At 43.3% G+C, this 13,581-nt stretch carries 13 protein-coding genes; 5 read left to right on the top strand and 8 right to left on the bottom strand.

The genetic code is table 11. From position 1 onward, the window contains the following. The first annotated feature begins 4 nt into the window (after positions 1–4). A complete protein-coding gene (locus AABS66_RS14115; protein ID WP_272538938.1) occupies positions 5–604 on the top strand; it encodes a glutathione S-transferase family protein in 600 nt (199 codons plus the stop codon). Between the two features lie 222 nt (positions 605–826). Here the strand turns inward: AABS66_RS14115 and gorA are convergent, their stop codons facing one another. Next, a complete protein-coding gene (gorA, locus tag AABS66_RS14110) occupies positions 827–2,179 on the bottom strand; it encodes a glutathione-disulfide reductase (RefSeq protein WP_206084833.1) in 1,353 nt (450 codons plus the stop codon). A gap of 138 nt (positions 2,180–2,317) precedes the next feature. Next, positions 2,318–3,160: a 23S rRNA (adenine(2030)-N(6))-methyltransferase RlmJ gene (locus AABS66_RS14105; RefSeq protein WP_206084834.1), complete on the bottom strand. Its 843-nt coding sequence runs from the start codon at positions 3,158–3,160 to the stop codon at positions 2,318–2,320. A gap of 234 nt (positions 3,161–3,394) precedes the next feature. Between AABS66_RS14105 and AABS66_RS14100 the strand changes: the two genes are divergently transcribed. Both AABS66_RS14100 and yhjD read left to right on the top strand, forming a co-directional pair. Next, the gene (locus AABS66_RS14100; protein WP_206084835.1) at positions 3,395–3,799 is read left to right on the top strand and encodes a DUF1090 domain-containing protein; all 405 of its coding nucleotides are present in this window, start codon (positions 3,395–3,397) and stop codon (positions 3,797–3,799) included. A 172-nt stretch (positions 3,800–3,971) separates the two neighbouring features. Further along, positions 3,972–4,961: an inner membrane protein YhjD gene (gene yhjD, locus AABS66_RS14095; protein ID WP_430225058.1), complete on the top strand. Its 990-nt coding sequence runs from the start codon at positions 3,972–3,974 to the stop codon at positions 4,959–4,961. 35 nt (positions 4,962–4,996) lie between these two features. On the opposite strand, the gene AABS66_RS14090 is transcribed toward yhjD, so the two are convergent. Then, positions 4,997–6,067: an NAD(P)H-dependent flavin oxidoreductase gene (locus AABS66_RS14090; protein WP_206084837.1), complete on the bottom strand. Its 1,071-nt coding sequence runs from the start codon at positions 6,065–6,067 to the stop codon at positions 4,997–4,999. An 85-nt stretch (positions 6,068–6,152) separates the two neighbouring features. On the opposite strand from AABS66_RS14090, the gene AABS66_RS14085 reads away from it, so the two are divergent. Then, positions 6,153–7,034: a LysR family transcriptional regulator gene (locus tag AABS66_RS14085; RefSeq protein WP_206084838.1), complete on the top strand. Its 882-nt coding sequence runs from the start codon at positions 6,153–6,155 to the stop codon at positions 7,032–7,034. Between the two features lie 40 nt (positions 7,035–7,074). Further along, on the top strand, positions 7,075–8,076 hold the full coding sequence (locus AABS66_RS14080; protein ID WP_206084839.1) for a serine hydrolase domain-containing protein: 1,002 nt from the start codon (positions 7,075–7,077) through the stop codon (positions 8,074–8,076). A 52-nt stretch (positions 8,077–8,128) separates the two neighbouring features. Here AABS66_RS14080 and AABS66_RS14075 read toward each other — a convergent pair whose 3' ends face one another. The 5 genes from AABS66_RS14075 to dppC all read right to left on the bottom strand — a co-directional run bounded on the left by AABS66_RS14075 (position 8,129) and on the right by dppC (position 13,574). Beyond that, a complete protein-coding gene (locus AABS66_RS14075) occupies positions 8,129–9,613 on the bottom strand; it encodes a M16 family metallopeptidase (RefSeq protein ID WP_206084840.1) in 1,485 nt (494 codons plus the stop codon). A gap of 169 nt (positions 9,614–9,782) precedes the next feature. Further along, positions 9,783–10,481, bottom strand: a complete 699-nt coding sequence (locus AABS66_RS14070; protein ID WP_206084841.1) for a HAMP domain-containing protein — start codon at positions 10,479–10,481, stop codon at positions 9,783–9,785. 196 nt (positions 10,482–10,677) lie between these two features. Beyond that, positions 10,678–11,682 (bottom strand): dipeptide ABC transporter ATP-binding subunit DppF, encoded by a 1,005-nt coding sequence (dppF, locus tag AABS66_RS14065; RefSeq protein ID WP_206084842.1) that lies wholly within the window; start codon positions 11,680–11,682, stop codon positions 10,678–10,680. Then, entirely contained in the window at positions 11,679–12,659 is a 981-nt protein-coding gene (gene dppD / locus AABS66_RS14060) for a dipeptide ABC transporter ATP-binding protein (protein WP_206084843.1), read from the bottom strand. Before dppD ends, dppF begins: the two co-directional genes overlap by 4 nt. A 12-nt stretch (positions 12,660–12,671) precedes the next feature. After that, positions 12,672–13,574 carry a dipeptide ABC transporter permease DppC gene (gene dppC, locus AABS66_RS14055; RefSeq protein ID WP_206084844.1) on the bottom strand — a complete coding sequence of 301 codons (903 nt, stop codon included), beginning with the start codon at positions 13,572–13,574 and terminating at the stop codon, positions 12,672–12,674. Positions 13,575–13,581: the final 7 nt, after the last annotated feature.

The following is a 13,581-nucleotide window of genomic DNA, read 5'->3' as shown; positions in this document are numbered from 1 at the left end:
AACCATGAGCGAACTCGTCCTTTTTACTAACTCAATGTCACGCGGCAATACCGTCGATTTATTATTAAAAATCCTAGATGTTCCTTACAAACGCATTGAGCTAGGCTATGGCGCAGACATGCACACCGCTGAATACCTCGCGATTAACCCGATGGCTAAAGTGCCTGCATTAGTTGATGGAGATGCTATCGTCACTGAAACTGCAGCGATTTGTACTTATTTAGCAGATAAGTTCATTGAAAAAGGCTTAGCACCTGCACTGGATGACCCAAAACGCGCTGCTTATTATCGTTGGTTTTTCTTTACCGCAGGGCCAATTGAATCAGCCTTTACGGTCAGTGACTTAGGTATTCAATTAAACGAAGAGCAGCAAAAGTCGTCTGGCTTTGGCTCTGTTGAACGCACAATGGCCTGCTTAGAGGTGGGTTTAAACAGTGCTAACCCATTTATTTGTGGCGAACAATTTACCGCTGTCGATGTATATGTCGGGGCATTTGTGATGTTTTTAGTCAAATACCAAATTATGGAAGCCACTCCTGCAATGAAAAAATACCTTGATAGCTTAGCAACCATCCCTGCAATTGCAGAGCTACTGGAAAAATAATTTCAAAAAAAGCTAAGCTCATCAAAGCTTAGCTTCTGACTGCTGACAAACCGATTAGGTTTGACTGCAGGTTGGATAGGTTTTGAAAACAAATTAGGAAAATCAATTTATTGATTTTCGGCTGATAACACAAAGCAGGAAAAACGACGCTTTTATCCTGCTTTGTCAACAACCTCAAGCTAAGATCATCAAAGTTAAGCTTTTAAATTTAGATGGCAATGCTTAACGCATCGTCACAAACTCTTCCGCTGCGGTTGGATGGATAGCCACGGTATTATCGAAATCTTTCTTGGTTGCGCCCATTTTTAATGCGACCGCAAAACCTTGAAGAATTTCATCCATACCGAAACCAATACCATGAATTCCGACAATCTTTTCATCTTCACCAACACAAACTAACTTCATGCGGCAAGGTTGGCGATGGGAAGTCACTGCGGTATACATCGCCGTAAACGATGATTTATAGCTTTTCACATTGTCTGCACCGTATTTTTCAACGGCTTCTGGCTCGGTTAAACCGACAGTACCAATTGGCGGATGCGAGAATACAACAGTCGGGATATTACTGTAATCTAAGTGCTCATCTGGCTTGTTATTAAACAAGCGCTCAGATAAACGACGCCCTGCGGCTACCGCCACTGGTGTTAATTCCACTGCACCCGTGTTATCACCAACCGCATAAACACCTGCAACGTTAGTGTTTTGGTATTTATCGACCTTGATGTAGCCTTTTTCATTTAACGCGACACCTGTTGCTTCAATATTCAGGTTATCTGTCATTGGCTCACGACCAATAGCCCAAATTAATGCATCGACAGTCTGTTGATGGCCGTTTTCCAATTTCAACGTCAATGAACCATCGGCATTTTTCACCACTTCTTTTGGAATTGATTCAGTGTGCAGTTTTGGCCCTTCGGTGTTCATCACTTCCACCAGCGTTTCGACAATCAGTGGGTCAAATGAACGCAATGGCGCATGTTTACGGACAAATAAATGCGCTTCAGCCCCTAAACCATTTAATACACCCGCCAGTTCAACGGCAATATAACCCGCGCCAACAACCGCCACGCGTTTTGGTAAATCCGCCAGTTCGAAGAAACCATCGGAAGTCATGCCGTACTCTGCACCTGGGATCGCAGGGATCACAGGACGACCACCTGTTGCAATCAAAATATGATCGGCAGTATAGGTTTCACCATCCACTTCAACAGTATGCGCATCCACAAAACGCGCAAAACCGCTGATCACATCCACTTTATTATTCCCTAATACACGGTCATAGGATTGGTGAATACGATCAATATAAGCAGTACGACTCTCAATTAAGGTTTTCCAATCAAAATGGTTAATGGTTGTGTCGAAACCATAATCAGGGCCATAGTTGCGAATGGCTTCTGAAATTTGCGCAGCATGCCACATCACTTTTTTCGGTACACAGCCGACGTTAACGCATGTTCCGCCTAATGCTTTCGCCTCAATTAAGGCACATTTTTGTCCATACATCGCCGCACGGTTCATCGATGCAATACCACCGCTTCCGCCACCAATTGCAATATAGTCGTAATGTTTGCTCATAATTTGGTTATTCCCATTTATTGAATGACTTATTAATTCATTTTCTCGCAGGTCGCTATTCATTGTCATGAGATAAATAGCGATTTACGATAGTCCATGCCTGTTATTTCAATTGGTATGGCCTATTAATTAGGTGAATTACTCAGGCACAATCCACTCAACTAACGTGTGTCCTGTACCTTCTGGAACCAGCGTTTTATGCAACCACGGCAGCACATTTTTCATTTGCTGTTCAAGTTTCCAAGGTGGATTAATAACAATCATTCCTGATGCCGTCATACCGCGCTGGTCGCTATCAGGACGCACAGCTAACTCAATTTGTAGAATTTTACGAATGCCTGTCGCTTCTAATTGGTTGACCATGCGCTTAATTTGCTGGCGCAATACCACTGGGTACCAAATTGCATAAGTGCCTGTTGCGAAGCGTTTATACCCTTCCGCAACCGCTTTCACGACCGCTTCATAATCTGATTTCATCTCATAGGGCGGATCCATCAAAGCAAAACCACGGCGGCTGTGCGGAGGTAATTTTGATTTCAACTGTTGATAGCCATCTTCCCGTGAAACTTGCGCACGCCTATCTTTCAAAAACTCACCACGTAATAAAGGATAGTCGCTGGTGTGTAATTCAGTTAATACCAGTTTATCGTGTTCGCGTAATAAAAATTTGGCTAATAACGGCGAACCCGGATAATAACGTAAACGCCCGCCGTCATTAAGGCGACGCACTATATTCATATACGGCAGTAATTCTTCAGGTAAATCCGGCTGCTCCCAAATACGTGCAATCCCGTCGAGGTATTCACCGGTTTTTTCTGCATGTTCACCCGTTAATTGATAACGACCCGCCCCTGAGTGCGTATCTAAATATAAAAACGGTTTTTCTTTCTCTTTCAAAGATTCGATGATCAAGCTCTGTACTGTGTGTTTTAACACATCAGCATGGTTGCCTGCGTGAAAGCTATGACGATAACTTAACATGTAACGTTTATTTCCTGAGGAAATTCAACACTAACCACCATTGTGGTTACTATTAAATAAATGCGTAAAAGAGCGCCTTTTTGAATAAAAAATAGGCCGTATTGATTCTTGTGCGCCATTATAGCGAAATTTGGTCATAATTGTCACAGTCATAAAATCAGTAAAATCCGCATGACCTAAATGCGATAAAACGCTATCCTAAACACAAATTTTGACACATTTAAGGGAAAAAAAATGAAAAAGTTACTCATCATCACCGCAATTTCTGCTGTTTTTTTTACTAGCACTTCAGCAATGGCGGCTAAAGGCCAAAATGGCTGCGAAATAAAAAAACAAAATATTGAAGAACAAATTAAATACGCCAAACAACATGGTAACCAATATCGTGTTAATGGCTTAGAACAGGCGTTAGATAATGTAAATCGTTATTGCACACCAGAGTCTTTATACCGTGATAGCCAAAAAAATGTTGCTGAGAAAACTGAAAAAGTCCAAGAACGCGAAGCGGAATTACAAGAAGAAAAAATCAAAGGCAACGACCGCAGTAAAATCGAAAAACGTGAACGTAAATTAGCCGAAGCGCAAGAAGAACTGAAACAAGCACAAGCAGAATTACAAACCTACAAAGACGCTCTTTAGTCTTTCTCATTTCATTATTAACCGCGCTTCAATGCCTGTTTTCATTGAAAAATAGGCGTTGGAGTAAAGTTATCCCCAAATTTACGCTATAGTAATGGCAGGTTATCGTTAATAAACAGCAAATTGCTCGAAATACTGCATCAATTTAGCAGTAAAAATAAGAGGGACATCAATGTCAGATATGCAGGAAGACGAACAAAAAGAAACCAACAAACTGAAAGCGACACTGACAAAAAGCCTTGATGGCAGTAAAAAAGCCCTCACTTTCTCAATGCGTGTGGTGAATTTTATTACCGCGATCCCTTTTATTGCGCACTTAATTCGTACCGCACAGCGTTTTACTGACCGCATGGGCAACCAGTTTGGCGCTGCTATTACTTACTTCTCTTTTCTCTCATTAATTCCTGTATTGATGTTCTCCTTTGCTGCCGCAGGTTTTGTGTTAGCCAGTAATCCTGAACTCCTTGAAAAACTGGTTCGCAGCATCTCTGCCAATATTACTGACCCTACTCTCGCCAATACATTAGAAAGAACAATTGATACCGCAATTCGCCAGCGGACAACAGTTGGTTTAACAGGTTTGGCACTAGCCGTGTATTCAGGCGTTAACTGGGTGAATAACTTACGGTTAGCGATTTTGGCGCAATCAAGGCCTGTTTGGGAACGAAATGAAGATGAACAAGAAAATATCGTTTTCCGCTACATTCGTGATTTTTTTGCTTTAATTGGCCTATTAATTGCGCTGATTGTCACCATTACCCTGACATCCGTTGCAGGTTCAGCTCAAGCCACCATCGTCAGCACACTGGGCTTAGATGGTATTGAGTGGCTAAAACCAGCGTGGACGTTAATCGGTTTAGGAATATCCATCACAGCAAACTTCCTGTTGTTTTTATGGATATTTTGGATCCTACCACGCATGCAACACCGCCGCCGTTCCTTGTTCAAAGGCACACTATTAGCCGCGATTGGCTTTGAAATTATTAAATCAGTAATGACGTGGATTTTACCAAATTTGGCGTCATCACCTTCAGGTGCCGCATTTGGTTCTGTGCTGGGTCTAATGGCGTTCTTCTACTTCTTTGCTCGCTTAACCTTATTTTGTGCCGCATGGATTGCGACGGACGAACCCAAAGGCTCACAACAAGAAGCCACACTCTAATCATTTAATTAGGGGGAACTATCCCCCTGATTTGCCTAATCAAACGATGTTTGTAACTCTTTAGCCAGTATCTCGACTAGTTCAGCGGCGGGCAATTCACGTACCTTCGCCACATTTTGGCCTGCCCAGTGAGCCGCAAATTCGTCACTCCCTGCTTTTGTCGCGGCAGCATTCAGCTGCTTACCCACATCATAGGCGATTGGGTAATCTGGCAATTTACTCGGTTCATATTTTTTTCCTGCTTCCATAAACGAATTTATAATTCCACGAGCTGGACGTCCAGAAATCGCCGATGTTAACGCGGTATTATCTGTTGTTTGCTGTTTTAATTTTGCACGATAGCCCGCATTCGTCGCAGACTCAGGACATAACAAAAATGCGGTGCCAAGCTGTGCGGCTGCCGCACCATTGCCTAATGCGGCTTTGATATCTTGGCCATTCATAATCCCACCCGTAGCGATAATTGGCAGATGGGTATGCTGTGACAATAATTTCACCAGCGCTTGCGTAGTAAGTTCATCATCAGGCGCTTTTACATCAAACATCCCACGATGACCACCTGCTTCAATCCCCTGTGCAACTATCGCATCAATACCTACTTTTTCAATCGCCTGAGCTTCTTGCAGATTGGTTGCCGCAGCCATGGTATAAATCCCCTGGGCTTTTAACTGACTAACAACCTCGGCTGATGGCACATTGAAGTGAAAACTGACTACTGGTGGCTTCATTTCAAGGAACAAAGCCAACATGTCGGGATTGTCGAGAAATGAGAGGTAAATTTCACCCAATTGTTCAGGCGGCTGCGCATTAAATTGCGAGAATTGTGGTGATAAATAATCAACCCATTCTTGTTCATTTGCTTGGCTGCGTTTGGGCGTTAGATGGCAAAATACATTCACATTAAACGCTTTGTCTGTTAGGGCTTTCGTTTGTGTAATCAATTGCCGAGCTTGTTCAACAGAACTGGCCCCTAACGCTAATGACCCCAAACCACCTGCTTCTGAAACCGCAGCAGCCAATGCAGGTGTTGAAACAACCGCCATCGGTGCTTGAATGATGGGATAGCGTAAACCTAAGCGCTGTAGAAATGCATTTGAGTTATTCATTATCTTTCCTTTGTCTCAATGTCAGGGTACACTTTATGTTCTTATTTAAAGAATAAACATAGCATAATATTCACATAAAAAGAAAATGAACTCTGAATCTCTAAAAATATTTTGCACTGTTGCCGTCGAGCTCAGCATTACGCGTGCGGCGACTCGGTTAGGCCGCGTGCCATCAAATATCACCACCCGAATCCAACAATTGGAAGCGGATTTGGGCGAGTCACTTTTTATCCGTCAAAATAAACGCCTTGAGCTTTCCGAAGCAGGTAGGCAATTTCTTGATTATGCGCAGCGCCTGCTCGCATTAGAAGAAGAAGCTCGCCATGTGATAAGCGGTGGCCAAGATGGTGGACAATTACGAATTGGGAGTATGGAAAGTACAGCGGCTTGTCGGTTACCTTTACCACTAGCGCAATTTCACCAACAAAACCCAACCACGCGATTATTATTACGCACGGGGTCTTCTCTATCGCTCCTTGAGCAAGTGCATACAGGAAAACTGGATTGTGCTTTTGTTGCCCTACCTTCTTCACTCTATGAGCCTAGTCAGTTTTCACAAATGGGTATTAAAACAGAGGCTATTTGGCAGGAAGAATTGCAATTGTTACTCCCTGAACACGACCACAGTGCTCGCCATAATGCTGATATTAAGACTCGTTCACTCGCCGCATTTACCCAAGGATGCAGTTATCGCAATATTGCCGAGCAGTGGTTGGGGATCCCCGCTAATTTAGACTGGAATATTCAGGAGATGAATTCTTACCACGCCATGATTGCTTGCGTCACTGCGGGAAGCTGTGTCGCACTATTGCCCAAACACCTTATCGAGTCGATGCCAATTTCGCCATTGCGATTAGGCCGTATTCCAATCACCACCTGTAACACTCTGTTGATTTATCGTGAGAATTACCACGTACCCGCATTTAGCGCATTTAAAGCGTGCATCACGTCTTCGCGTAATGGGTAATATGGGAAATTCCCAATTGACGGCCTGATAAGGACTTTTGATGACAAACGTAATCCCACAACTGGAAAACTTATCCTGCGGGGTAGCTCTCTACTACCATAACCAACTTAAAAAAAGCGTTGGTACATTTTGTGCCAGAGGTGCATCACTGGATAACGCCCCGCTTACCGTCGATACCCCATTACGCATAGCGAGTAATACGAAAACCTTTACCGCTGCGGCAATTTTACGTTTAGCTGAAATGGGAAAAATTAATATTGATGATGCTATTTCCAAGCTGATTGACCCACAATATGATTCATTACTGAGTACTCAATACAACACCCAACAAATCACCGTTCGCCATTTACTCAACCACAGTAGCGGGTTACTCGACCACGCTGATGCAGATTACCTTAAAGAGGTTATAAAGCGCCCAGATTACCAATGGAGCCGCCTTGAACAAGTTGAGATGTATGTACGTAAGCAGTTCCCCTTTATCGCCCCCTCAGAGTCTTTTATTTATTCAGATACTGGATACATTCTACTCGGCGATATTATCGAGCGAATAACAGGACAATCCCTTGGTCAAGCTGTTCGAGAATTACTCAAGTTTGATAAAATCGGCCTAGAAAGTGCTTACTGGGAATATTTAGAACAACCACCACAAAGTGCATCGCCAAGGGCAAAACAATACCTTGGTAAGTTTGAAGGGACGCATATTCATGCCTCTATGGATGTCTATGGCGGCGGCGGGTTGATTATGTCAGCCAAACAAATGGCCCAATTTTTAGAAGCCTTATTTGAAGGGCAAGTTTTTGCTTCACACGAAACGCTAAAAACTATGTTAAGTGTCGGTTCCCATAAAGATGCCGAAAGCTATCGCTTGGGTATTATGGCGAGTGAAGTTAACGGTATAACCCTTTATTCGCATTTAGGTTTTTGGGGGTCTGTGGCCTACTATTCACCAGCAACAAAAACCAGTGCTGCGGGCTTTGTGGATGACAAAGAATCAAGAGACACACTGATTAGCGTGATTGAAACATTATTAACTGAACAATAATTATTGGGAAGAAATATAGCCTGTGTATTTACGCAGGCTATCTTTTTATCGATTATTGGGCAGCTGGAGTTGCTGGCGCAACTGGAGTTGGCTCTGGAGTTGTAGGAATTTTCGGCCAAAGAACTTTATTGAATTTCTGGCGAATTTGTTCTGCATCCATGGTTTGCTTATCTTTAGGCTGTGCTAAAACAAAAGCAGCCTCTTGGGACAGCAAACGTCTCGCTTCCATATTCACTTGCTCAAGGCTTTGTGCAGCTAAAAAAGCCTGCCTTAAGCGTTGATATTGCTCTGGTGCGATATCCACAACACCATTTTGCTGGGAAATCAAACGCTGGCTAATCAGGACATCCGTACTGGTGCGTGCATACGCAGCAAACAACTGAGACAACTGCACCTGTTTTTCTTTGATCATCTCATCGAACAACTCAGGTGAAATCCCGTTTTGATTAATTGCTGCCAGTTCACTCGCTACAAGGTCTGTTACTGCAGCCATTTTTTCTGGCGCTGCTGTAACGGTAAGCGTACAAGTCGCTTTTTGATATTGCACTCGGCAATCTAAACCAGGGACAACTTCATCTTGATTGAATTTTTGGTTAAATGATTTTTGTAACGTACGGTAAACTGCTTCACGCGCTAAATCACTCGCCCAATAACGCAATAAAATGTTTGAATCATTAATTGGTAACCAATCAATATCCCAAATTAAAGACAGGGTATCTTGTGCTGGTTGATCCTGCAGGATATCAATAGACTGCGGCTTAACGGTGGATAATACCGCCACAGAAACAGGTTCTGAACGTCTTCCTTGCAGCCCAGAGAAAGTTTGTGAGATTGTATCGGACAACATCCGTGAATCCACATGCCCCGCCACATAGAGTGTCATCACATCTGGCGTGTACCATTTTTGGTAAAAATCATTCACACCTGCGAGATCAACATTCCCACTAGGTTTCTGGCCTGGGTCATATCCCATCATGGCTGAACCCTTCAAACGCGCACGCCAAACGGGATCATTCGCATTTAATGGTAGCGTTGCAACAGGCACATTTTGAGCTTCTAGCCCATTGTGCAATGCTGCTTCTGTGTATGTTGCACCTGCTACTGATGTTGACAGCCAACTCAGCGCCTGTTTAATTAAATCAGGACGGTTGTTCGGTAAACTTAAGCTGTAAATCGTGTAGTCATAAGAAACCACGGCAGGAGGAATTGGCATATCTGGATCGGTCGCCTGTCGCCAAAACTCTTGTAAAGTCGCCGTCGGAAATGCTTCTGTTTGGTGAAGTAGCGCCATTTTAGGGATTAAATAGCTATAACCTTTTTCACTCGCTTTTTCTGATAATGAACCTGCTTTAATGGCTAACCTGAGCTGAATACGGTCATTCGGGCGCTGTGGTGTTTGTAATAATTGCCAGCTAAAGCCATTTTCTAGCTTTCCTTGCTGCCATGCTGGATCGGGTTGTAACGGTTCAGCCTGCGCAAATTGCGCAACTGACAGTAATACAACACTGATAATATACCGAACTTTCAAGCCCTGCATGTAAACCCCTATGTGTTTTATATCTTTATATTTAACCGCAAATTACAACGAATAAGTTAACGAAAAACGCGAACTTACTGGGTTAAACGATATCGTATGGCTTTATCCAATCTTTCATTGCCACCACTCTAACGATATTAGACCATAAAGCTGAAAGCATGTTCATGGCTTAGTCTGAATTTTGTTGTTTTCTTTGACGATTATAACCTTTTGCCAATAAACCAAGCTCATCATCGTGATGATAGCTAGATACGGTGACTTGATTTACCGATTCATTAGTTTGCAATTCAATCGCTATTTTACGTAATGGCCTAACAATCATACGACTAACACACCAGGTCATCGCAATTGCGATAATCAATACCAACAACAAATAAGTGGTCGTCATTAAAGCAAGCGTATTTAGTGCAAATCGATAAACTCGGTTCGAATCTACCTGTAAGGTCAAATAGCCTTGAGGCTTGGCTTGTAGCACAACATTGCCATAAGCATATAATGGCACTGTCATTTCCACAGGAATGCCCACAATATACTCTACCCATTCAGGTATCGGCTTTGGCGTCGCAAAACTTAAATTCATGACGGTAGCATCATCAACAGTAACTATCGCTTTTCCCATAATGCCAGAGGTTTTTAAGCTCACAAGCAACTTTTTCGCTTCGTTAAGATCTGAGCTTAGCAGAGAATCTGTTAATGGTTTTTGAATTTGCACAACAGCATTACTGAGCTGACCCAAGTAATCCTGCTTGCGCTGCTCTAGTAAGTAACTGAATTGAATAGCTAAAAAAAGCGCAAGTGAGAGTAATGTAATCGCAAAAAATGCAACCATACTTTTTAATGTTAGTGAGCGTTGGACTTGCGTATTCATTTGGCCACAACCTTCCTAATCAAGTCGCTTTTTAAAGAAGAACGAAAAACATCTGTCAGTATACTTGATTTTATCTGCAAAAGAGTAATTTAAAAAGAAAGATTGGATATTTAAGATAAGATACAGCTCGAAGAGAATTATGCACTAACTCCACAAATAAAATGGCAGAAAGAGGGACTTTCTGCCATTCAAAAATTTAACTTACAACAATCGTGTGTTTTTCGTCTTCATCGACAGCAAAACATGCGACAAGCTGCTGGTCATATTCTTTCAGTGTCGGTTGAAATTGTGTACATTGGCTAAATGCACGGCGGCAACGTGCAGCAAAAGCACAGCCAGGAGGTGGGTTCAACGGACTTGGCAATTCTCCCGTTAATTTAATGCGTTCACGACGTGAATCTGGGTTCAGCCTTGGGGTTGCCGAAAGTAACGCTTGTGTATAAGGGTGCAGAGGATTGTTAAAAATCTGCTCTTTCGTCCCTTTTTCCACACAACGCCCCAAATACATCACCATCACCTCATCGGCAATGTGTTCCACCACGGATAAATCATGGGAAATAAACACATAAGACAAGCCTAAATCCTGTTGAAGATCCATCATTAAATTTAACACTTGAGCACGTACAGACACATCTAGCGCAGAGACAGGCTCATCAGCCACCACAATATCAGGGTCAAGCATCAAACCGCGTGCAATTGCAATCCGTTGACGCTGACCACCTGAAAACATATGCGGATAACGGCTATAATGCTCTGTTTTCAAACCGACTTTAGCCATCATCGATAATACTTTTTCTTTCCGCTCTTCTTTCGAAAGCGATGTATTAATCACTAATGGCTCTTCCAATATTTGTCCCACTTTTTTACGTGGATTCAAAGACCCATACGGGTTTTGGAAGACGATTTGAATTTTTTGACGACGTAATTTTTCAGCTGATTTATCTTTAACTAACAGGTTTTGATCTTGGTAATACAACTCGCCATCTGAAGGTTGCTCAATCATCGTCAGCAAGCGGCCTAATGTGGATTTACCACAACCCGACTCACCTACAACGGCTAATGTTTTGCCCCTTTCGAGCTCAAATGAAACGCCATCCAGTGCTTTTAGCGTTTTTTCTGCACCAAACACACCTTTTTTGACGGAATAATACTTTTTCAAGTCCACGGCTTTTAGCAGTGGTGCTGCATGTTTGTCACTCATAGTGTTGGCCTCCCCATATCATCAAGCGGCATATGGCATTTAACTTGGCGATCACCAACGGTTTGTAACATTGGCTCTTCTTGGCGGCATTTCTCTGTGGCATACGGGCAACGCGGATTGAGCAAGCAACCCGTTGGCCTGTCATATTTACCAGGAACTACGCCTGGGAGTGAAGCTAAACGTGATTTATTCGTCGCAAATTCAGGGAGCGCACGTAATAACGCCTGTGTATAAGGGTGACGAGGATGTTTAAAGATATCACTCGCTTTTGCTGACTCGACAACTTGCCCTGCATACATCACGATAATGTGGTGAGCGGCTTCAGCAACCAATGCAAGGTCGTGAGTAATCAGCACCAGAGCCATATTTTCTTGCTGTTGTAATTCCAACAGTAATTCAATAATCTGTGCTTGAATCGTCACATCCAGTGCGGTTGTTGGCTCATCTGCAATCAATAACTTAGGACGACAGGCAATCGCCATCGCAATCATCACTCGTTGGCTCATCCCACCCGATAACTGGTGCGGATACACATCCAAGCGTGATTCAGGATCAGGGATCCCCACCATATCAAGTAGATCAATCGCTCGTTGCTTACGAGTACCTTTATTACCACCTTGATGAACTTTTAATGCTTCCATGATTTGATAACCCACTGTAAAGCACGGGTTCAAGCTGGTCATCGGATCTTGGAAAATCATCGCAACATCGGCACCGACAATTTGTCGGCGCTCTTTCTCAGGGATAGACAATAAATCACGGCCATCAAACTTTAATGAGTCCGCCATCACTTTTCCAGGATAGTCAATTAACCCCATAATGGCTAAAGAGCTAACCGATTTTCCTGAACCTGACTCGCCAACAATCCCGACGACTTGGCCTTTTTCAACGCTATAGCTGATCCGATCAACGGCGCGAAACGGAGCTTTGTCGTCGCCGAAATGTACCGAAAGTTGTTCTACATTTAACAGTGCCATTAAATTACCTCATCACTGCTTGAGTTTTGGATCAAATGCATCACGCAAACCATCGCCCATCAGGTTAAACGCTAATACAGTCAATAAAATTGCTAATCCTGGGAACGTCACGACCCACCATGCGCTCTGTGCAAACTGCAACACATCAGACAGCATTGTTCCCCACTCTGGCGTTGGAGGTTGAGCCCCCATACCAAGGAAACCCAAAGCAGCCATATCTAAAATAGCATTCGAAAACCCTAACGATGCCTGAACAATCAAGGGCGCGAGGCAGTTAGGTAAAATATTGACAAACATCTGACGAATAGCCCCTGCACCAGCAACACGTGAAGCGGTCACATAATCACGGTTTACTTCGACCAAAACGGCTGCACGCGTCAAACGGATATAGTGAGGCAATGCCACGAATGTCAATGCAATAGAAGCATTCACAATAGAAGGGCCAAAAATAGCCACTAGCACTAAGGCCAATAACAGGCTTGGCAACGCCAACATGATATCGACAACACGCATAATCAGCGCATCAACGACACCACCAAAGTAACCCGCAATCACACCAATTGTTACCCCCATGATCAGTGAAAGCACAACCACAAGGCAACCAACTAGCAGTGATAAACGGGCGCCATACATCAAGCGAGATAATAAATCGCGCCCAACGTCATCGGTGCCTAAAATAAATTGCCACGTTCCGCCCTCTTGCCAAACTGGTGGGGCAAGCAAAAAGTCACGGAATTGTTCATCTGGAGCATGAGGGGCGAGTACTCCTGCAAAAATCGCGATTAGCACCATCAGGATGATGTAAAACATCCCAACAACTGCCCCTTTGTTGCGTTTAAAATAGTGCCAAAATTCTTGTAACGGTGTCATCGGCTGTGGGGCGCTGACAACGGTTGGCTCAGTAGATTGAGACATTTAGCGC

The sequence above is a fragment of the Providencia sp. SP181 genome (assembly GCF_050446505.1).
GTDB classification, from domain to species: domain Bacteria; phylum Pseudomonadota; class Gammaproteobacteria; order Enterobacterales; family Enterobacteriaceae; genus Providencia; species Providencia vermicola.
This window is presented reverse-complemented; position numbering and strand designations above follow the sequence as displayed.

What these genes read in the sequence shown, in the direction of transcription:
- AABS66_RS14115 (WP_272538938.1), top strand. Translation starts at nt 5, where the DNA reads ATGAGCGAACTCGTCCTTTTTACTAACTCAATGTCACGCGGCAATACC.
- gorA (WP_206084833.1), bottom strand. Translation starts at nt 2,179, where the DNA reads ATGAGCAAACATTACGACTATATTGCAATTGGTGGCGGAAGCGGTGGT.
- AABS66_RS14105 (WP_206084834.1), bottom strand. Translation starts at nt 3,160, where the DNA reads ATGTTAAGTTATCGTCATAGCTTTCACGCAGGCAACCATGCTGATGTG.
- AABS66_RS14100 (WP_206084835.1), top strand. Translation starts at nt 3,395, where the DNA reads ATGAAAAAGTTACTCATCATCACCGCAATTTCTGCTGTTTTTTTTACT.
- yhjD (WP_430225058.1), top strand. Translation starts at nt 3,972, where the DNA reads ATGTCAGATATGCAGGAAGACGAACAAAAAGAAACCAACAAACTGAAA.
- AABS66_RS14090 (WP_206084837.1), bottom strand. Translation starts at nt 6,067, where the DNA reads ATGAATAACTCAAATGCATTTCTACAGCGCTTAGGTTTACGCTATCCC.
- AABS66_RS14085 (WP_206084838.1), top strand. Translation starts at nt 6,153, where the DNA reads ATGAACTCTGAATCTCTAAAAATATTTTGCACTGTTGCCGTCGAGCTC.
- AABS66_RS14080 (WP_206084839.1), top strand. Translation starts at nt 7,075, where the DNA reads ATGACAAACGTAATCCCACAACTGGAAAACTTATCCTGCGGGGTAGCT.
- AABS66_RS14075 (WP_206084840.1), bottom strand. Translation starts at nt 9,613, where the DNA reads ATGCAGGGCTTGAAAGTTCGGTATATTATCAGTGTTGTATTACTGTCA.
- AABS66_RS14070 (WP_206084841.1), bottom strand. Translation starts at nt 10,481, where the DNA reads ATGAATACGCAAGTCCAACGCTCACTAACATTAAAAAGTATGGTTGCA.
- dppF (WP_206084842.1), bottom strand. Translation starts at nt 11,682, where the DNA reads ATGAGTGACAAACATGCAGCACCACTGCTAAAAGCCGTGGACTTGAAA.
- dppD (WP_206084843.1), bottom strand. Translation starts at nt 12,659, where the DNA reads ATGGCACTGTTAAATGTAGAACAACTTTCGGTACATTTCGGCGACGAC.
- dppC (WP_206084844.1), bottom strand. Translation starts at nt 13,574, where the DNA reads ATGTCTCAATCTACTGAGCCAACCGTTGTCAGCGCCCCACAGCCGATG.